This window comes from Novosphingobium sp. 63-713, assembly GCF_001898925.1.
GTDB lineage: Bacteria > Pseudomonadota > Alphaproteobacteria > Sphingomonadales > Sphingomonadaceae > Novosphingobium.
The window spans coordinates 350,010-370,599 of sequence record NZ_MKVS01000026.1 but is presented as its reverse complement, the minus strand read 5'-3'; the positions used below and the strand labels follow the sequence as shown (position 1 = coordinate 370,599).

The window sequence follows — 20,590 nt, the reverse complement described above, 5'->3', positions numbered from 1 at the left end:
CGGTCCTTTATGTACCCCGTTGGTGGCGGCCAAATTTGACGTTCGTTCAGGCAAGGCGCCCGGAAATCTCGGCGAATCCAACGAGCGCATGGTTCCAAAATCGGGTTGGCGGGCCTGGGAATTGCTCCGGCAAATCTCGCAGGACGAAACGCGCATCGGGTTGTTTCAATCGCGCCAGCCACCGATCAAGCGGCAGATCAGCCAAAGCCGCGCCGCAAAGCACAGCTTTGGTCCCATAAGAACTCGGGCCGTAATCCTCGCCTGCCTCAGCCTCGTCCCAAGTCCGCATCTGTTCGAACCACAGGTCGAGACAGTTTATGACGGCCTGCCGCTCATGAAGGGGCCAGTTTTGCCATAGTTTGCCGAGCGCTGTTGTTCAGGAAATCGACCATCGACAGGTTTTCGCGATCGGGAAAATCTTCGTCGGGCATATCGGGAAGAATTTCGGGAGGTTCAAAAAAGGGATCCTCCTCTGGCGCAGGGACAGCCGGAGCCTCCGGCGGCACTTGCGGAGGGATAACCTCGGGCAATGGAAAAAATTCGGGTTGAGTTGCCATGACTCATTCTCCGGGAATCTTGCGTAACAGGTGGCTCAGTCGCGCCAAAGCAGCTCGGGCTTTTGACGCGGCGGGGCAGGTTCACCCCCGCTTGGGCGACCGACAATGATGGGGGCCACCGGCCGCCAAGTGAGTGGCAACCCCAATGCCGCCCTGCCCTCATCCGTTTCAAGCCAGCTCTGGGCAAAGCCGATCCAGCATGTGCCCAATCCTTTGCCATAGGCCGCCAACATCAAATTCTGCGCAGCCAATATGCAGTCGATCTGTGACCACGGACTGTCTTTTGTCGAACAGATCAGGATCAGCGCCGGGGCATGATAGAATATATGGAAATCAGGGTTCTCAAGCATTTCCTCGAAACGATGCAGCGCCAGACCGGGCGCGGGACTGCGCAGCATCAGCGCCTTTGCCTCATCGGAAATACGGTCCAGCAAGGCCGGATTGCGCAGAATGCAAAATCCCCAGGGCTGACCGTCCATCGCGCTGGGCGCCTGTATTGCGGCATCGATCACCGCCTCCAGCACCGCCGGGTCAATGGCTTCATGAGTGTAGGCCCGCGTTGCGCGACGGCCGTAAATGGCTTGTTCCAGATCCATAGGCTTATCCTCCTGCCGCTTCCGCCTGGGCGATACTTTTGATGGCCCTGGCAAAACTGTCGGGGTTGAGAGAGATGGAGTCGATGCCTCGATGGACCAGGAATTCTGCAAAATCAGGATGATCGCTTGGCCCCTGCCCGCATATTCCGATCTTGACGCCGGCCGCATGGGCCTTGGCGATGACATCGCCAATCATGATTTTGACGGCTTCCTCACGCTCGTCGAACAGGGTGGCCAAAAATTCGGAATCCCGGTCAACGCCCAGCACAAGCTGCGTCAGATCGTTGGAGCCTATCGAAAAACCATCGAACCTTTTGGCAAACTCCTGCGCCAAAACCACGTTGGAGGGGATTTCGCACATCATATAGATCTGCAACGCATGCTCGCCGCGCCGAAGGCCGTTTTGGGCCATGATGGCCAACACGCGATCGGCTTCTGCCGGGGTGCGGCAAAATGGCACCATGATGATGACATTGGCAAAGCCCATCACCTCGCGCACCCGCTTTAACGCCTGGCATTCCAGCGAAAAGCCTTCCCGGTACCGCTCGTCATAATATCGCGATGCCCCCCTGAAGCCGAGCATCGGATTTTCCTCATGCGGCTCGAAGCCGCTTCCGCCGATCAGATGGGCATATTCATTGGTCTTGAAATCGCTGAGGCGGACAATCGCGGGATGCGGGTAATAGGGCGCGGCCAACCGCGCGATACCGCGCGAGAGCAGATCGACGAAATAGTCCGCGCCGTCGGCATGGTCTTTGATCAGGTCGGCAATCTTGCGCCTGTCCGCCTCGGCAACCCTTTCGGGATGCAGCAAGGCCATGGGATGCGCCTTGATCAGCGTATTGATGATGAACTCCATCCGCGCCAGCCCCACCCCCTTGGCCGGCAGTCGCCACCATTGGAAAGCCGAGGCCGGCTCGGCGATATTGACCATCACCTGCGTGCGTGTGGCAGGAAAGCTGCCCGGATCGATCTCCTCGCTTTCGTAGTCCAGCAGGCCGTCATAGACAAAACCCTGCTCACCCCCGGCGCAGGAGAGCGTTATCGGCTGCCCTTCGCGCAGCAGCGCCGTGGCATGACCGGTTCCGATCACGGCAGGCACGCCCAGTTCGCGGCTGACAATGGCGGCATGGCTCGTGCTGCCACCATGATCGGTCACAATACCGCCCGCCCGCCGCATCAGCGGGACCCAGTCCGGATCGGTGTTGCCCGTCACCAGAATGGCGCCGTCGGGAAAGCGCGCCATATCGCCCGCATTGCGCAGGACGCAGGCCTTGCCCGAGGCGATGGCGCCCCCGACCGCCGCCCCGGAAAGGATGGGCTGCGCCTTTGCCTTGAGGCGATAGGTGCGGAAAGCGGCGCTGCTGCGCCCCGACTGCACCGTTTCAGGCCGCGCCTGAACCAGATAAATCAGACCGGTTTGCCCATCCTTGGCCCATTCCAGATCCATCGGGCGGCCATAGTGCTTTTCGACGAGCACGGCCCAGCGGCCAAGTTCGACAATTTCCGCATCATCGAGCACAAATTTGCCGCGTTGAGAAAGGCGGGTCGCGACGATCCGTGTGTTTTTGCCGCCGCCATCGGCATAGATCATCCTGACAGCTTTCTCGCCGCAGGTCTTTTCAATGATCGGACAGGTGCCCGGTGTGGCCAGAAGGGGCTTGAACACAACATATTTATCGGGATCAACAGAGCCCTGAACCACCGTTTCGCCAAGACCCCACGCGGCGCTGATAACAGCGACATGGGGAAAGCCGGTTTCGGTATCGATGGTAAAGATCACTCCTGATCCCGCCAGATCGGACCTCACCATCTGCTGGATGCCGATCGAGAGAGCCACCGAGAAATGGTCAAACCCCTTGGCTTCGCGATAGCTGATCGCGCGATCGGTAAAGAGCGAGGCAAAGCAGCTCAGGCAAGCCTCCAGCAGGGCCCGGTGTCCCCGGATATTCAGAAAGGTTTCCTGCTGCCCGGCAAAGCTGGCATCGGGAAGATCCTCCGCCGTTGCGCTGCTGCGCACAGCCACGGCCGGATTTTTCACCTTGGCCCGTTCCTCCAGCTGATCGTAGGCGGCACGGATATCGCGAGCGAAATTGTCCGGCAGATGAGCGCTCAGAATAAGATCCCGGATCTCGGCCCCCGCTTGTTCCAGCGGTATCCGACCGGCCTGATAGAGCCTGATCCGCTCCTGCATAGGGGTCTCGATGGCATTTTCGGCGATGAAGTCGCGATAGGCGGCGGCGGTTGTGGCAAATCCTGCGGGTACGCGAACGCCACTTTCGCCCAATTTGCACACCATCTCACCGAGCGAGGCATTTTTTCCGCCGACGCAACCGACATCCCCCATGCCGATCTGCTCGAACCACAGAATGCCGGGCATCGTGCAAGTCATTTTCCACCTCCCCGAGCCTGATCCGCATGAGGGCTTGCCTGACGCCAGCGGCGAGCCTCTTCCAAAAGGGCAATGGCCTCGGCGTCCTGAGTCTGAGTGAAATCGCCGTAATGCACGCCCACCGAATAGAACGGGTCGGGCGAAGCAAGGCACACCACCTGATCGCAGAGTTTACGCAAGCTCAGAAGCGTATCAGGCGGCGCCAAAGGCACAGCCAGAACGATGCCACGTGGCCCCACCTTTGCCAAAGCTTTCAGGGCAGCGCGCACAGTGCCGCCAGTGGCAATTCCGTCATCGACCACCACGACCATCCGCCCTTTCAGCGATACAGGAGGGCCTGTGCGATAGGCAGCACGTCTGCGGTCAATTTCATCCAGTTGGCGACCGATTTCGTGATCGATATAGGCCTTGTCCGCACCGGCCATCCGCGCCGCCAATTCGTCGATCACCACTTGAGGTGAAGCGCCGTCGACGAGGGCGCCAATGCCATATTCCTTGTTGCCCGGTGCGCCGATTTTGCGGACCAGCAATATGTCAAGCCGCGCGCCCAGGGCCTTGGCCACCTCAAACCCCAAAGGCACCCCGCCGCGCGGCAATGCCAGCACAACAGGGTCCTCCAGCCCCAGCGCCTTCACCTCACGAGCCAGAAGCACACCCGCCGCGCGGCGATCCCTGAACAGCACAGTCATGGCCTGACTCCGAAATGATGCAGAAACCAGTCGCGCGCCAAATCGACGACCTGATCAAGCGTTCCGGGTTCCTCGAACAGATGGCCCGCCCCCGGAATGATCATCAGTTTGCGGCCGCAGGTCATGGCCTCATAAGCCTGTTCGTTGAGCTCGATCACCGCCCGGTCCAGCGCGCCGACCAACAGCAGCGTCGGAGCCTTGACACGCGCAAGGGCATCGACCCCGGCAAGATCGGGCCGCCCGCCGCGCGAGACAACGGCGGCAATGCGCGCGTCACCTGCGGCTGCGCGCAGCGCCGCTCCGCCGCCTGTGCTCGCACCGAAATAGCAGGGCGGCAAACCAGCCGTCGCGGTATGTCCCGCCGCCCAATCCACCGCACAGCGCAGGCGCGAAGCCAGCAAGCCGATGTCAAAGACGTTACGGCGGTCGGCCTCCTCCGGCCCCGTCAACAGATCGAGGAGCAGCGTCGCCAGCCCCGCTTCACGCAATCGGTCGGCAACGTGGTTGTTGCGCGGACTGAGCCTGCCGCTGCCGCTGCCATGGGCGAAAATGACGAGACCATGCGGCCGGGGAGGTACGCCCAGGATGGCAGCCAGCGGCGGAAAGCCCGGCATCGATATGGCGATCGGCACTGTCATAGCCCGAAAGGCCAGGTTTCCGGCGCGCCTTTCGGGCGCTCATGTCCAAGGGGCGTGACGGCACGGGTTTCCTCGAACCAGACATAAGCGTCGAACTGATCGGCAAGAACCGCTTCGAAATAATGGCTCAAAAGCTCCGACTGCGGCCGATAGACAACGCCTACGGCCCGTTCGAGGAGGGGGTGCGACAACGCCTCCGCCAAGGCCTGACGTTTGCTGCCCCGCCAGTCGGTCAAGCTGCGGGCGTAGCCTGTATGGCGGAACGCCTCTTCCCAGCTGTGCTGCCGTGCTGGACGAAGCTCCATCACCTTCATGTCGCCTCCCCAGTCGGAGGCTGCGGCAACTGTTCCGCGATCTGTGCCGAAACCTATCAGCACGGCCTCATCGCCATAAGCCGCGCGCACCAGTTCGCCGATATTGAATTCACCGCGCCACCCCATTGCGGTCGCCGATGCATTGCCGATGTGCGAATTATGCGCCCAGACCACGGCACGGGCATCGCAGCGAAAAGCCATGAGACGCTGGAGCGTATCGAACATATGCCGATCGCGCAGGTTCCAGCTGGCCACCGCCCCGCGATACATCGCGCGATAATAGCTCTCTGCGGCCCGCACTATTCGTGCGTTCTGTTCAGCATCGAAATAGGCTTCGCCATCGTCGGCGATCAGTTGAATGCGCTTTCGCAGTAGCTCGCCCAACTGGGCAACAACATCCTCTTCGCAACCGGCCATGCGTCCGTGCTCGACCGCCTGCCCGTAATGCTGGGGCGCGCCGCGCCATGCCATCAGCGATCCGTAATTGCGCCGCGCTTCGGCGGCGGCGGCGGGATCATGGTTTTCGAGATAGGCGATCACGGCGTGGATGGATTCGCCCAGACTGTAGACATCGAGCCCCCGCACAGCCGTGCGCGCCGCTTCGGCAAGGGGCGCATTGTGTCCGCGCAGCCAATCAGCGAAGGCCAGAACCTCCTGATTGCGCCACATCCATGTCGGAAAGCGCAGAAATGCCTCGCCTGCCCGCAGGCGTGGAGCATTGTGGCGGACATATCCGTCGATGCGCGCGATATCGGGCCAATCACCTTCCACAAGGACAAGATTGAAACCATGGGCTTCGATCAAACGCCGCGTAATCGCGGCGCGCGCGGCATAAAACTCATGGGTTCCATGGGTCGCCTCGCCAAGCAGGACGATTCTCGCATCCCCAAACCTGTCAAATGCATCGGCAAAATCGGCAGCTTCGACCGCAGGCAAAATCTCGCCCGCCTCGCGCAGCCGACCGGCAAGGGCGGCGGCCTGCGGTGCCGGCGCCTTGTCCCTATCGAGCTCTCGCCGCTGTCCGATCATCGCTTCTGATCCGGGACATTGGTCATCGGGGTCTTGGGCAAATTCACCGGGACCGCAGGCCCCGCTGGTTCGGGCGCCCATTCGGTCGATCTGGGTGCGGGCCTGGCCTGCTGCTCCTGTTTGGGCTTGCTGGGCGGTGCCACGTACCAGATGGTCAACACCAGAACGAGAAGCAGGACCATGATCGCCGAGAGCCACCTTTTGGCGGGCGATGGTCCCGAAACAGGGTCTTTCATAGTTTGGGCCTCCCTATTCGACAGGTGCAAAGGACGAAGGCCATTCCGATTGCATCTCGGCCAGCAGATCATCCTCATAGCGACGGCAGGCCTGCTTTCTGGCGCCAATGCGCTGCATGCTGTCGATCAGAGCGTCGGCTGCAAGCTGCGCCATGCGATCCAGCTTCGCGCCGATTTTCGCGTCCAGATGCTGTTCGATCTTGCGCTTGAGAAGCGCATGTTTCGCGCATTTGGCCAGATGAAACATCTTTGCCGCCATGTCGTCGTGGCCGTCGATATGGCAATCGCATTGATGGCAATGGCCCTGGCCATGCGCCTCGGGATGCTCATGTCCTTCCATCATCGTGCTTCTCCGTTCAGGTCTGCCCAGCGCAAAGCGGCGGCGGTCTGATGAGAATAGGCACCGGAATTTTTCGCCGATGCTGGGAATTGTACGGAGGCCGCGAACCGTCGGCAGGCTTGACAGGACGCAAGTCGAGGCACGCGCGATCGGTGCAACCTGAGCCGGCCAATGAAGGAGGCCTCCCATGAAAGTCTCAGAAGCCATGCATCGCGGTGCCAATTGGATCGCTCCGGATGCCTTATTGCCGGATATCGCCGAGCGCATGCGGCAGGATGATGTCGGCGCCTTGCCGGTGGGCGAAAATGACCGGTTGATCGGGATAGTCACAGACCGCGACATCGTCCTGCGCGGGTTCGACCGGCGCTCAGATCCGCTTCAGCTCACCGCACGCGACGTCATGACCAAGCCGATCATCTATTGCCATGCCAATGAAGAATTGGAAGACGCGGTGACGGTCATGGAAAGCAGATGCATCCGGCGGATGCCTGTCATCGATGCCGATCACCGGATGGTGGGAATGCTCAGCCTGGGTGACGTTGCGGCCAAGGCCACGCCCTCCATTCTGGCCGAGGCACTTCGCGCCGTTACCGCCCATCATACTTGATGGCCATCAACTCGCGAAAATCCGGTCATGCGATCAAGTAAAGGCCAGACGGCGAGTCGGAAGGTAGCGGTTCAACAGGGAAAGCTAGATCCTTACGAACAGCCAGCCTCACCGACAACGACCTCGATGGCTAGGCCCGTGGCGACCATTGTCTGACACTGTCCGCAAGGCAGCTAGCACAGTGATGGTTTCGCCGCGGGCTGACCGTCGTTTCCCGCAAGGAAAAACCGGGCTCGAACCGCGAGCAGGCAATGCAGATCGCACGACAGATCGCACAGGATGCCGGAGGACAAGTGTTGATGCGGGCCGCAGACAAGGCCGCAGGGAGAACGGGACGGGATCACGGCGAGGTTTTGCTGCACACCCAACCAATTGGGAGACCACCACATGAAACTGCCTCATGATGTCATCATTCTGCTCGCCGATGGCGCGCGCATGCTCCTGCTCAAAAATTGCGGAACCCAACTGGAGCCCGATTTGCGCGTGATCGGACATCGCCAGTTCGAAAACCTTCCCAACCGGGATCTGCTTGCCGATGCGCCGGGCGTCGGCTTTTCTCGAGCCTATCCGGGGCACGACACCGTGGCGCGTGCAGATCCGCATCAGGCCAATGAGGACGCATTCCTTGCCGCTTGCGCAGAAGCGCTCGCCGGGGCAGCAGAGGACAGCAGCGGCCTTGTCGTTGCGGCCCCGCCCCGCGCGCTTGGCGTGCTGCGCCGCCACTATGATGAGCGGATTCGTGTCCGGCTGATCGCCGAAATCGACAAGGATCTGGTCAAGCATTCGCTCGACGACATCACGCGCCTGCTGAGCGGCTATCAGGCAGCCGTCAGCGAGTAGGGGCGCCATTGACGCCGACATAGGGACCATCCCAATTAACGGGATCCTCTGCATTCGCGGCAAACACCGGAGTGGGCACCGTGATAGCCAAAGCAGATGCGGAAATTATCATTTTAAACATGCAATTCCCTCCTTGCACTTACATATGCAACCGGGACTCTGCACCATCCTTGATAGGCATTTATTCGCAATCATCCGCCTAGATTAATCACGTATTTCGGATAAATTTACAAAATCCTCCACCTTCATCAAAGAATTTCTTAAAAGCAGGAATGAAGACAATCCTATCGGGTTGAGCCGGATTCCGCAGAAGCACGATTGACGGCGGATGGTCGCCCGTACAGGGCGCGATACCAAAGCGCATGGGGCAACCCCATCGGCTAGACAAATGCCGTACCGGACTGCCGGATTCCTCCATTCGCAAAGACCTCGAGACGGTCGCGATCAATAATGTTGATCTGATCGCGCCGCGGCATGCTGATGATGCTTTGCTCGCGCAACCGGCGCAAGGCGCGGCAAATCGATTCCGGCGTTGTGGCAAGATAGGCCGCCATATCGACCTGCGGCAGGGGCAGAAAGAGACTGCCGTCGGACGTCATGGGAAGCCGGTCGACAATCGAGGTCAACAATGCGCAGAGCCTGACAAGAACCCCATTGCAGCCCAGGATCATGCCGCGACGAAAAATGGGGTCCTGTTCGGCGCAAATAGAGGGCAGCAGCCTTCCATCCTCACGGTAACTGCGGATCAGCGCCTCATGCCACCATCGGCGTGAATGACGGACATAGAGCAGATCGGTCACGGCCTCGGCGGTAAAACGGTAAGACTCGGTTACCGGCAGTCCAATCTGGTCACCGGCAAAAAAGAAGGCGGTAACCTGTCTGTTTCCCTCGACCGACATGCTTATGCCCCGTGCGACCCCGGCGCGCAGTTCATAGACATGCTCGCAAGGATCGCCCTCCAGGAAAAGCATTTCTCCCGATTTTGCCGGCATGGCGATTTCATAACGCCGCGGCTCCAATTTCACAAAATTGTTCATGGCGATTCTGACACCTCAGCTTGACTGAACCAGTCAGACTAGACAGGGCGCGGCAATACGGCATTGGGTTATATACATAGCGCGAAGACAGAGATCTGAAGTCGTCCCCGCTCGCGCGAGCTTCTCGGCGGCCGCAAGCAACGCAAAAAAGCCTGTTCGGATCAGGCTGTTCGGGAACGGATGCGATGGGTCTGTTTCCAGTGCTTTTCCCGCCCCAAACCGGCCGCAAACGCAATGCGCAAGGCATCGGCAAAATTTGTGACAACCAGCTTTTCCATAATATTGGCGCGATAGACCTCGACTGTTCGCGAACTGATTCCAAGATCAAAGGCAATCGTTTTGTTGGGATATCCGCAAGCCAGCCCGTCGAGCACCTCACGCTCGCGCTCTGTCAATTTTGCGGTTTGTCCCCTTGCCCATTGCGCCCGTTCAAACAGCGCCGTGCGATCGTCGATCTGCCGAAAGCCCAGTTCAATCGACTGTATGAGCCTTTCGCGATCGAACGGCTTCTCCAGAAAGTCGATGGCGCCCCCTCTCATCGCCTGAACGGCCAGTGTGATATCTCCATGGCCGGTCAAAACGATGACGGGGAAATTCAGGCCGCGCCCCGCCATGCGTTCAAGGACCGTCAGACCGTCAAGACCGGGCATTCGGATGTCCATCAGCACGCAGGCCGCAACGGAATTGTCGGCGCAATCGAGAAATCTTTCTCCATCCATCCAGCGTTCGACACGATAACCCGATGTCCGCAAAAGAAAATCGAGAGAGCGACGCACCGAATCCTCATCATCAACAATATGAACCAGCCCCTGTTTATGCATCGCCTGTCTCCGCGATCGGTAAAGTCATGTAAAAAGCAGCGCCTCCCCCGTCGGCCTTTTCGTACCAAAGCCGTCCGCCATGGGCCTCCACGATGGTGCGGCTGATGGCCAGCCCGATGCCCATTCCGGTCGCCTTGCTGGTGACAAAGGGTTCGAACAGATCGGCCTCCAGGTCGGGGGCAATTCCCGGCCCGTTATCGACCATTGCAATATGGACCATGTCGCCCATCACCTGCCCGCTGATGACGATGCGGCCGGAGTCATCGACGGCCTCCAATGCATTGCGCAGCAGATTGAGAAGCACTTGCTGGATCTGTACCCGATCCACCAGAACGCAGGGCAACGAGGCGGGCACATCTATATCGCACAGGACACCGCGGGCCTTGCTGCCGACCGCGCCCAGTGCGCTTGCCTGCGACACCAGATCCTGGGGATGGACAATCACGCGCTCCAGATCCCCGCGCGCCACAAATTCACGCAGTCGGCGGACGATCGCGCCTGCCCGCAATGCCTCGCGCGCAGCCTCATCCATCGCGCTGCGGGCTGACGAGATCGTTTCGTCTTCATAAGAAGCAAGCAGAACCGCCGTCGATTGGACATAATTGGCGATGGCGGTCAAAGGCTGATTCAATTCATGGGCCAATGCCGTGGCCATGGATCCGATCGCGGACACGCGCGAAATATGAATCAATTCCGACTGCAGCTCCTGCAGTTTCGCCTCCGCCTCGCGCCTGGCCGTCAGATCGCGGAGAAAACCTGTAAAAACGCGACTGCCTTGCGAGATAGCCTCGCCTATATAAAGCTCGTGAGGAAAGAGTGTGCCGTCCTTACGCTTTCCGGTCACACAGCGCACATTGCCGACGATGTGGCGTTGTCCTGTGGCCAGATAACGCTTCAGATATTCGTCATGGCGCTGCGCATCCGGTTCGTCCATCAGTATTGAGACGTTTTTGCCGATCACCTCCTCGGGCTTGTATCCAAATAAATTCTGGGCGGCCAGACTGAATGACTGAATAATCCCATTCTCGTTGATCGTTACCATCGCGTCGGGAACTGTGTTGAGAATGGCGCGCAACTGGGTCTCACTGCCCTCTATACGCCTCAACTGATCATATTCTTTTGTAATATCCCGAACAACGCAGCTATATCCGACGAGACAGCCGCCGGCATCATCAATCCTGCTGATGTTAATTTCGCCAAAAAACGAAGTTCCGTCCTTTTTCTTGCGCCAGCTGCGCTCTACCACCGGTCCGGATACCAGCGCCATTTGCAGCCATGCCCGGACCTGCTGCTCCTCGCCCAATCGGTTCTTGAAGAAAAAGCTGATGTGCCTGCCCAGCGTCTCGGCTTCGCTCCAACCATAGAGCCGCTCGGCGCCCTTGTTCCAGAGCACCACCTTTCCATCCGGATCGAACATGGAAATGGCGTATTGCCGGGCGCTGTCAATCAACAGGTTAAGCTCTGTCTGCAGCGTCATGGCCTTCTGGCGTATGCGAACCAAATCGTTGACCAGCCGGGTGAACAGAATGGCGCCGGCGACTTCTCCCGTCGGTCCATGCCAGGGCACCATGTCCCATTCGACCCAATCAATTGAGCCGTCCAGCCGCGTGAACACTTCGGCATCGCCGCAAAGACTCTCACCGCCCAGAACGCGACGATGAATTGCCCGCAGGCGGTCATCGATCTCGGGAAAGATTTCATAATGGGATTTTCCGACAATACATTGATCCTGGATGCCGTAATCCTCCAACCAGCGACGGCTGCAGGCCAGGTAGCGCATTTCGCAGTCGAATATGGCAACGGCTATGGGAAGATGGGTCAAAAAGAGATCTTCAATATCTCCGCTCTGCAGCAATTTCGCCATCCCGTCCCCCATGCGTCCAGCACACCCCCATTTTTGCAGCAGATACATCGGGCACGATCCTCAACACCGCGAAATCACGCCGCCGCCAGTGGTAAAGCTGCACCTCTTCCGGCCTCCTTCAACCGAGTGCAATCCAATTGACGGATCATTTATTTTCGCAAATTCGCTATCCCATCTATGCGTGATTATACCTAATGCGCAGGCTGATATTGAACCGCCACAGCCATGTAATTTCTGATATTTCGCCATTAATTGAAGGCAGTGCGGAAGTTTTCAAATAGAGCGTCAAGGCTCATGAGGCGGCGATAACAAGGACAACCTTGCGCCGTGCCCCCTGTCCGGGAAACGGAATTGTCGAACCCGAATAAGCCTCACCATCCACGCTCAGGCCAGTTTCCCCGCCCCGTTCGACAGTCACTTCGATGATACCCTGGCCGCGCAATGTTGCGGTAAAGCCGGGCCAGTCCGGCGGGAGACAGGGAACCAGCCTCAGTTCACCCTTTTCAAGCCTGAGCCCAAGGATAAATTCGCTGGCAAGCCGCCAGCTCCATGCGGCCGCGCCTGTGTACCAGCTCCAGCCCCCACGCCCCAGATGTTCCTCGCCGCCGCTGATATCTCCGGCCACAACATAGGGTTCAATCGCATAGTGCTGGGCCGTTTGGGGCGTAGAACTGTGTTTGATGGGATTGATGCGGTCAAACACCGTTTTGGCCCGCGCGCCATCGCCCAACATCGCGGCGGCAATGCCCAGCCATGCCGCTGCATGGCTGTATTGCCCCCCATTTTCGCGGATCCCCGGAGGATAGGCCTTGATATAACCGGGATCGCGCGCCGTTGCGTCAAAGGGGGGATGCAGCAGGCGAACAATGTCATCCTCAGGACGCACCAGTTCTTTAAAGGCACTGTCGAGAGCCTGCCTTGCCCGAAGAGGATCACCGCCGCCGGCGATCACCGCCCACGACTGGGCGAGGGAATCGATGCGGCATTCATCGTTGGATTGCGCGCCCCAGTTTCGACCCTGATCATCAATCGCCCGGATATACCATTGGCCATCCCAACCATGGCGATCAATGGCATCGGTCAGCATCCGGGCGCGCGGAAGCCAAATTTCGGCAAAGTCTTTGCGGTCCCCCTCGCTTCCAAGTTCAGCGAAATCACGGATGGTGGCCGCCATAAACCAGCCCAGCCAGACGCTCTCGCCCTTGCCCGCGCTGCCCACCCGGTTCATCCCGTCATTCCAGTCGCCGTCGCCGATCAATGGCAAACCGTGGTCGCCCAGACGCCAGGCACGCCCAAAAGCGCGCAGGCAATGTTCATGCACCGTCGCTTTTTCCCCTTCAGGAAACTGCGCGAAACGATCATGCTCCTGTCTGCTCAGCTCAGGTGCCTCCAGAAAGGGCACTTTTTCGTCCAGCAACAAAGCATCACCGGTAGCCCGGACATATTGGGCCACCGCATGGGGAAGCCAGAGCAGGTCGTCCGAACAGCGCGTCCGCACCCCTCTTCCGGCCGGCGGATGCCACCAGTGCAAGACATCTCCCTGTGAAAACTGGTGGGCGGCGGCCTGCAGGATCTGCCGCCGCGCGAGGTCCGGATCGGACCAGAACAGGCCCAGCACGTCCTGTAACTGATCGCGAAAACCGAAAGCGCCGGATGCCTGATAATATCCGGCACGGCCAAAAAGACGCGAGGACATCGTCTGATAGGGCAGCCAGCGGTTGACCATGAGATCAAACGCGGGATCAGGTGTCTCGACCTTGATCGCGCAATGGCGGCCCCACGCCTGTGCCAGACGAGCCTCACCGCCATCGATCTGGGGGACGGTTTGCCAGCGCCCGATAATATCGGCCACCTGCTCCTCATTCGCCCCCTCGCCCAGCATGAAGGCGATTTCGCAGACCCCATTGGCGGGAATATCCATGTGGAGCTGGAGCGCGGCGATGGCATCGTCTCCGGCATTGTCAGAACGATTGCCCAGATCCCAGTTTTGCAAACCGACCGGGCATTGCCAATCGGCCGGGGCGCCAAGAAAAGCGCGGCGCGACGTTGTCAGACTGTGCGGAGGAGCATTGGCGGCAAGGAAGGCAATACGACCGGAGAACTCGCTATGCCAATGATTGACAGCGAGAATGGCGCGCAGTTCCGGACGATAGACGCTTTGGCGAAGCATTGCAGGCTCACCCGCGATCGCGCCCAACAGCCAATCGGCAAAGCATGTGGCCGTAACGCGGCGGGCGATCCCCGTGCAGTCGGTCAATTTGAGACGGAAGATTTTGACCGGGTCGTCGGCGGCCACAAAACAGGACAAATCCTGGACAAGCCCCATGCCCTGTCGGTGCCATTGCGTTTGCCCCAGATGGTGTTCCACCCGGCAGGCCCCGCCTCGTCCGGCAGGCAGCGGCGTCACCGACCAGACCTGCCCGGTTTCTTCATCCCTCAGGTAAAGCGCTTCGCCCTGCCGATCGCACAGGGGGTCATTATGCCACTGCGTCAGCCGGTTTTCTCCGCTGTTGCCGGCAAAAGTAAAACCAGGTCCAGCCTCGGTAACGATGCTGCCAAAATCCGCATTGGCAAGGACATTGACCCAGGGCGCGGGCGTGGCACGCATGGGATCAAGGTCAATGCGGTAATCCCCACCGGCGGTAAAACCGCCCAGGCCATTGCCGAATTGGAGCGCAACGATCTCCTCCGGTTGCGCCAGGGGTTGAAATTCCACCTTGCGCCCCGCCGGAATGAAGAGAGGACCCATTTCGTCCTCGCCCTCACGCGGCGGCGTCTTCCATGCCCCGCCCGTGCCGTGCACACACAGAGTGGCAGCATGCTGCAGGGTGCGCAGGCGCCTCGCCTCGATATATTCGCGAGCCAGAATATGCACGCCCGAGCGCGCGCCTAGCAGATCATCGCTTCCGGCCTGACGCACCGCTTCGACGATCCGGTCGCGCAAAGGCTCAAAGTAGCCTGAAATGCCCGAGTGCAGGAGCACCAGATCCACTTCAAAACCGCGCCATCGCCAGAAGCGCTGGGCAGCGAGGATAAAGCGCAGCTCTTCGGCGGCAAAGTCTTCATCCAGTTCCGCAAGCAGCAAAGGACAATCGCCCGAAATGCCCAGCGCCCAAAGATCATCCCGGTATCCCAGGTCCGACGGCGCATGATGCGGAGCGAGATTGCCGGCAAGCTGGGCAAACATCGCTTGCGCCTCGGCAAGGCGATCCGGCCTCAGGCCCAGTGTATGGAGATCGCGGGCAGATCGGGCTGCGGCTTCCTGTTCCGCCCAATCCAGCGCGCCGAGCGAGCCGTAGCGACGCGACAAGTCCAGCGCTTCCTCGCGCGATGAGGCAACCGTGGTCACAATCGCCAATTCGGTCTCGCCATGGGCGGGCAATTCGATGTCCATGTCGAAAACCGCCGCCGGATCGAGCGGAAACCTGCCGCGTCCACCGACCGCACCGGAACTGTAGGGACAGTCTCGGGAATTGGCCAACCGCTGCCGCGACTTGGCCCGTGATACTTCCCATCCTCGCAAAGACACCCGGTCATCGGACATGACAAGGCGCTGGACCAGCACAGGAGACGGGTTTCCCGGAGAACGGGGACGCAGGGCAAACAGCAAGGCATTCATTTCCGCATGGGTTTCCGCCTCGACGAACAGGCGCGCGAAAACGGGGTGGCGCTGCCATTCGGCAATGGGGGCCAGAGCGATCTCGGCATCGCTGATCAGCCCGATCCGCCGCGTTTTGCCGGTCGTGTTGACCATGCGCAGCCGTCGGATCTCGACATCCTCGGAAGGCGCCACCAGCACGTCCAGAACAGTAACAATGCCTTCCGCTTCATTTCGGAATTCGACCTTATGCGCATTATAGATGGTATGGTGCGCACCCCGGCCCAATGGCATTTTCGCGGCCGACCATACCGCACCGCTTTCCCGGTCCCGAAAATAGAAGAAATGGCCGACGTCCTGATCCACAGAAGCGGGACGGGTCAATGCCATGGCATTCCAGCGCAGATCGCCATCGCCGCTTCCCCCAAGGCGCAGGGAAAGGCGGCCATTGCCAAGCAGATGGCGGCCCTGCTCGGGGCGGATCGCCATTTCCCACGGCTGGGGCCGCGCAATCTCCGAACCGACCGAAGGTGTTTGGGCCATGCGGTCCAGCCGTTCGAGTTCTGGCGGCAACTCCCATGGTATGCGCTCATTCAGCAAAAGATCGACGGTTTGCACTCTGGGATCCGCATGAAAGAGCGAAACAAAGAGATTATTGCACAAGGCATTGCCGATTGCCGCAATCATCATGCCCTGGTGATGGGCCATGAAGGACTGCACCGCAGCGGGCTTTCCAGCCTCCGGACAGCGCGCTGCGGTAAAATCAAGCGCCTCGTAAAAGCCAAAAGGGCCAATGGCGCCCAATGCCTTGAGGTGCTGTAGATTGGCAACCGCAGCTTCAGGGTCAGCCGCCAGGGCCAAAGCCGTGGCATAGGGCGCGATGACAAGATCTTCATTAAGGCCGCGACGCAGCCCCAGTTCGGGCACACCAAAGGCGCGATAGCGCAGAATGCCGTCCGCCCCCGCCGAAGCGAAGCCCGATTCCGAAATGCCCCAAGGCACCTCCATGCGCGCGCCATAATTCCGCTGGCTCAGGACCGCGCTGCGCTCACTCTCACCAAGCAGCGTTTCGGGATCGCTGCGCAGGAAAAGAGCCGGCATCAGATATTCAAACATCGACCCGTTCCACGAAACCAGCGCCAGCGCACCGGGATGTTTCACGATCGGTCTGCCCAGATGGAACCAGTGCTCGGGCGGGACATCCTGCTTGGCGATGGCAAAATAGCTCGCCAATCGCGCCTCGCTGGCCAGAAGATCGTAATAATGCGGATCAATCCGTTGGGCACTGACGTCGTAACCGATATGGAAGAGCTTGCGGCGCGTGTCATAGAGCGGGCCAAAGTCCATCTCATAGGCCAGAGCAGCGGCCCGGTCGGCGCTGCGCTTCAACGCGCGGCTCAATCTGCGCCACCGAACCAGAGCCCGCCGCGTGACCTTGCCCAGTTCCGCCTTCCAAATCCGCAGCGGACCGGATTCGTGCTGTTGGGCAAACATGCCTTCCAGCATTTTGGCCGCATTCCTCAGCCGGGCAATGTCGTTCAGACGCGCATAGGGTGACAGGCCTTCGATGATCTGTCTTGCGCTCGCCTCCGCTTCCGGGGGCGCATGGGCGAGCAGCCGCAGCCATGGCAAGTAAGCGTCAAGATCGCGCCGGCAGGCGGCCAGGTGGTGCTCGCTGCGCTCCATCCAGATCTGCAATTGCCGCAATCTTTCGCCTGACTGCAGGGTCACTTCCTTGCTTGAGCGCACAAGTTCGGCCCGCAATTGCGCCAGCTGCTCCAGACCTTGCTCCACAACCGCGGGCCAACGGGTCGGCTCGTTGCGCGCAACGCGTATCTGCGCAATGAACGAGAGCAAGGCCCTGTCATCATGGCCGCCGTGTTCCAGCTGTTCACACAGCAGGCCCAGGCAATCCTCCAGCCCGTCCCAGCGGGCCGTTGAAAAGACCGGCTCATCAGCCGCCAGATCGCATCCCCGCGCGAGCACAACCATGCTGACGGCCAGATTACCGCTGTCGACTGTGGACACATAGCGCGGTTCGAGAGGAGCCAGCGAAGTGGTATCGTACCAGTTGAGAAAATGGCCATGCCACCGCTCAAGCCGACCAAGAGATGCAAACATCGCTTCGGACCGGGTGTGCAACTCTTCTGTGCTGATATGCCCAAGGCGCCAGGCGCAGAGCATGGACAGCGCCATCATGCCGATGTTCGTGGGCGAAGTGCGATGAGCGGTGGCCTGGATCGGCTCCATCTGATGATTGTCGGGCGGGAGCCAATTATCCTCGGGGCGGGCAAAGGTTTCGAAAAACAGCCAGCTGCGCCTTGCCGTGCGGCGGAGAAAAATCCGTGCCTGCTCATCCAGCCGCGACATGGCGTGTGAACGTGGCGTACCAGTGACCACGGCAATTTCCGGCGCGATCAGCCACAGGCAAAGGAGGGGAGCGGCCGCGACAAATCCATGCCCGTCAACCATAAAGGCCAAAAACAGCCCCAGCGCAAAGATGGTCGAGGCAGAGCCTATCCGCCATTGCCCCGCGCGATGGGTGGATTTTGCCATTTTGCGCTCGACATCGGCTGCACTGGTCCATTCCAGCATATGTCTGCGGCGCCCCATGCGCCACATGGTGACCGCAATGGCATGGAGAGCGGTTGCCGCATCGGAAGGCAGGAAAACGATCTGCAACAGCCAGCGCGCCAGATGCTCTCCCGTCTGACGAAAAGTGCTGATTATCACCCCTCGGCGGCGACCGCGGGCCAGCCCGGTCACCAAATCCGTGAAGAGCCAGGCGCCCGGAACCAGCAGAGCCAGAATGGTCCAGCCCAAAGGACTGCCCGGCAGCAGGAACCACCCGCCGATCATCAGCAACAGGACACTGACCGGCACCAGACTGCGCCGCATGTTGTCCCAGATCCGCAAGCGATCAAACAGCGTCAGCCTGTTCCGAAGGCGCATCTGTCCCGGCCCGGGCACCTTGGGCAAAAGCCAGGGGAGCAATTGCCAGTCACCGCGCACCCAGCGATGCCAACGACGCACATATTCGCCGTAGCTCGATGGAAAACTCTCATAGACGATGATGTCGCTCGCCAGCGCCGAACGACCGTGCAGCCCTTCCCACAAATCGTGGCTCAGCAGGTAATTTTCAGGAATGCGTCCTTCAAGACTGCGGGCAAAACCGGGGACGTCATATATGCCCTTGCCCACGAAATTGCCTGTACCGACAAGGTCCTGATACACATCGCTGACGGCTCGGGAATAGATATCGATCGCGGTATCGCCGCCAAACAGTCTGGCGAAAAGACTGTCCGAACCATGCGGGGCGATCTCGACCCTAGGCTGCATCACGGTATAGCCGGAAACCACCCTGCCCAAACCGTCAAAAATCGGCCGGTTCAGCGGATGGGCCAAAGCTCCGGCCATCCGTGCCACGCAGCCGGGCGGCAACCTTGTATCGACATCGGCCGTCACGACAAACCGTGCTCCGACGAGCAGATCGACCGGGCCTGCGGTCAAGGGGAAGGCGCGGCTGTCTCCGGTCTGCAGGAAATGGTTGAATTCCTCCAGCTTTCCGCGCTTTCGCTCCCAGGCCATCCAGCATCCCTGCGCAGGGTTATATCGGCGGTTTCGGTGTAAAAGACAGAAACCGGCCGTGGCATCGCCCGCGGCATATTTGCGGTTCAGCCTGTCGATCCCCTGCTGGAGCGCCGCCTCAATCGCTTCATCGCCCGGTCTGCGTTCGAGGGCCGCATCGGATGGGTCCGAGAGCATGACAAACCCCTTTGCCTCGGGATTGGCCAAACAATGCGCCTCGAGACGGGCCAGCAAACCTGCCACCTGCCCCGCATCGCCTATGATGACCGGCATCACCACCAGCGTCGGCCATGCAGGCGCGATGCCGCGTGAGAAATCAAGCTTGGGCAGACGTCTGGGCGCCACCACGCTTGTGACCAGCCAATTGACCAGCGTGACACTCAGAACCGTTGCCGGGAGGACAGAGAAGGCCAGGCCAAGCACCCATTGCCACAGCGATGCCCGGTTGAACGCGAGATAGGCGGAAGGGAGAACCAGCCCGACCAGCCCGCATAAGAGCAGCGCCACGAAATAGGCCGCGCCGGGATTTTCGCGCAAGAAAGCCCACAACCTGCCGGCCAGCGACCGGCCCGCGCCAAGCTGTCTGGCAAACTCCGGCCTGCCTGCTCCAATCAGCCAGTAGCCCACATGGGAATGGGGCAGTTCGCTGCTTTCACCGGCACGCAGAATGGCGCTTTCGGCAACCGCAACCTCCCCTGCCCCGCAATGCTCGGCGATCCGCTCTACCGAGCGCCGATAGGCATCGCGCGTCTCGAAATCCATGCTCGTATAGCTGCCTGCAGGATCTCGCTCCAGCGTGCGCTCAACATGGCTGATCGCGTCGAACACGTCGGACCAGGCGATATTGGAGACAATGCCCAGATTGGCGATTGAGCGCGCAACGCATTCCACCGGCTGGTAAAAACCGAGATACTCCCTGCAGCTCGCGCTGACGAGAATGGGTTCGGGAACCGAAGGGAAGGCCCGCGCAAAGCCTGCCATCAACAGTTCAAGACAGGCGATCCGCAAGGTTGCAGGCAAAGCCCAGATCTCCGCGATATCAAGCGGGTCATGCTGTTGATAGCCTTCAAGATAGGCCAACACGCTTTCACGGCTGATCTGGAAATGCGTGGCATAGAGCAGGTCATGCGCGATGGTGAGGACCCGCGGATCACCCTGCATCCTCCCGGTGGCAATGGTCCGCAGCTTGCAATAGAAACCGGAGGGCAAATCTTCGGCGATCTGCAATACCGCCCGCTGCACCTGATAGCCATTGTCGAGAAGCCATTCAGCCGCCGAGGAATTGGACGGTTCGGCGCTTGCCGCCGCCGCCATGGCAGTTTTCAGCCAATCGCTGATACGTTCTATGCGCGCCCAGGCTTCAACCGATCGCGGCGGTCCGGGACGGCATGCCAAAGCGTGCGCCTTGCCGGTCTCCCATGCATGACAGGCGACTGGATCTTCT

At 60.1% G+C, this 20,590-nt stretch carries 15 protein-coding genes; 4 read left to right on the top strand and 11 right to left on the bottom strand.

The features are described from left to right. Nucleotides 1–22: 22 nt before the first annotated feature. Nucleotides 23–358: a hypothetical protein gene (locus tag BGP00_RS12465; RefSeq protein WP_292689513.1), complete on the top strand. Its 336-nt coding sequence runs from the start codon at nt 23–25 to the stop codon at nt 356–358. Here BGP00_RS12465 and BGP00_RS12460 read toward each other — a convergent pair. Genes BGP00_RS12460 through BGP00_RS12430 form a run of 7 tightly spaced genes read right to left on the bottom strand, consistent with a single transcriptional unit; the run spans nt 333 to nt 6,451 of the window. Next, nucleotides 333–557, bottom strand: a complete 225-nt coding sequence (locus BGP00_RS12460; protein WP_292689512.1) for a hypothetical protein — start codon at nt 555–557, stop codon at nt 333–335. The two genes, BGP00_RS12465 and BGP00_RS12460, sit on opposite strands and share 26 nt — an antisense overlap. A 35-nt stretch (nt 558–592) precedes the next feature. Further along, a complete protein-coding gene (locus tag BGP00_RS12455) occupies nt 593–1,153 on the bottom strand; it encodes a nitroreductase (RefSeq protein WP_292689511.1) in 561 nt (186 codons plus the stop codon). A gap of 4 nt (nt 1,154–1,157) precedes the next feature. Further along, on the bottom strand, nt 1,158–3,545 hold the full coding sequence (ppsA, locus tag BGP00_RS12450) for a phosphoenolpyruvate synthase (protein WP_292689510.1): 2,388 nt from the start codon (nt 3,543–3,545) through the stop codon (nt 1,158–1,160). Continuing rightward, on the bottom strand, nt 3,542–4,234 hold the full coding sequence (locus BGP00_RS12445) for a phosphoribosyltransferase (protein ID WP_292689508.1): 693 nt from the start codon (nt 4,232–4,234) through the stop codon (nt 3,542–3,544). Before BGP00_RS12445 ends, ppsA begins: the two co-directional genes overlap by 4 nt. Then, nucleotides 4,231–4,872 carry an alpha/beta hydrolase gene (locus tag BGP00_RS12440; RefSeq protein ID WP_292689507.1) on the bottom strand — a complete coding sequence of 214 codons (642 nt, stop codon included), beginning with the start codon at nt 4,870–4,872 and terminating at the stop codon, nt 4,231–4,233. Before BGP00_RS12440 ends, BGP00_RS12445 begins: the two co-directional genes overlap by 4 nt. Continuing rightward, complete coding sequence (locus BGP00_RS12435; RefSeq protein WP_292689506.1) at nt 4,869–6,215, bottom strand: erythromycin esterase family protein; 1,347 nt, start codon at nt 6,213–6,215, stop codon at nt 4,869–4,871. Before BGP00_RS12435 ends, BGP00_RS12440 begins: the two co-directional genes overlap by 4 nt. Next, nucleotides 6,212–6,451 carry a hypothetical protein gene (locus BGP00_RS12430; protein ID WP_292689505.1) on the bottom strand — a complete coding sequence of 80 codons (240 nt, stop codon included), beginning with the start codon at nt 6,449–6,451 and terminating at the stop codon, nt 6,212–6,214. Before BGP00_RS12430 ends, BGP00_RS12435 begins: the two co-directional genes overlap by 4 nt. Nucleotides 6,452–6,500: 49 nt before the next feature. Here BGP00_RS12430 and BGP00_RS12425 point away from each other — a divergent pair, with 49 nt between their 5' ends. The 3 genes from BGP00_RS12425 (at nt 6,501) to BGP00_RS12415 (ending at nt 8,238) form a co-directional block, all read left to right on the top strand. Then, nucleotides 6,501–6,842, top strand: a complete 342-nt coding sequence (locus tag BGP00_RS12425) for a hypothetical protein (protein ID WP_292689504.1) — start codon at nt 6,501–6,503, stop codon at nt 6,840–6,842. 154 nt (nt 6,843–6,996) lie between these two features. After that, a complete protein-coding gene (locus BGP00_RS12420; protein ID WP_292689502.1) occupies nt 6,997–7,398 on the top strand; it encodes a CBS domain-containing protein in 402 nt (133 codons plus the stop codon). 387 nt (nt 7,399–7,785) lie between these two features. After that, a complete protein-coding gene (locus BGP00_RS12415) occupies nt 7,786–8,238 on the top strand; it encodes a host attachment protein (RefSeq protein WP_292689501.1) in 453 nt (150 codons plus the stop codon). A gap of 380 nt (nt 8,239–8,618) precedes the next feature. Here BGP00_RS12415 and BGP00_RS12410 read toward each other — a convergent pair whose 3' ends face one another. From BGP00_RS12410 to BGP00_RS12395, 4 genes are all read right to left on the bottom strand, one after another. Further along, complete coding sequence (locus BGP00_RS12410) at nt 8,619–9,275, bottom strand: helix-turn-helix domain-containing protein (RefSeq protein ID WP_292689500.1); 657 nt, start codon at nt 9,273–9,275, stop codon at nt 8,619–8,621. A 161-nt stretch (nt 9,276–9,436) separates the two neighbouring features. Then, complete coding sequence (locus BGP00_RS12405) at nt 9,437–10,096, bottom strand: response regulator (protein ID WP_168602809.1); 660 nt, start codon at nt 10,094–10,096, stop codon at nt 9,437–9,439. Beyond that, nucleotides 10,089–12,008 (bottom strand): PAS domain S-box protein, encoded by a 1,920-nt coding sequence (locus BGP00_RS12400; protein WP_292689499.1) that lies wholly within the window; start codon nt 12,006–12,008, stop codon nt 10,089–10,091. The genes BGP00_RS12405 and BGP00_RS12400 overlap by 8 nt, the downstream gene beginning before the upstream one ends. Before the next feature lie 244 nt (nt 12,009–12,252). Then, nucleotides 12,253–20,460: a glucoamylase family protein gene (locus BGP00_RS12395; RefSeq protein ID WP_292689498.1), complete on the bottom strand. Its 8,208-nt coding sequence runs from the start codon at nt 20,458–20,460 to the stop codon at nt 12,253–12,255. Nucleotides 20,461–20,590: the final 130 nt, after the last annotated feature.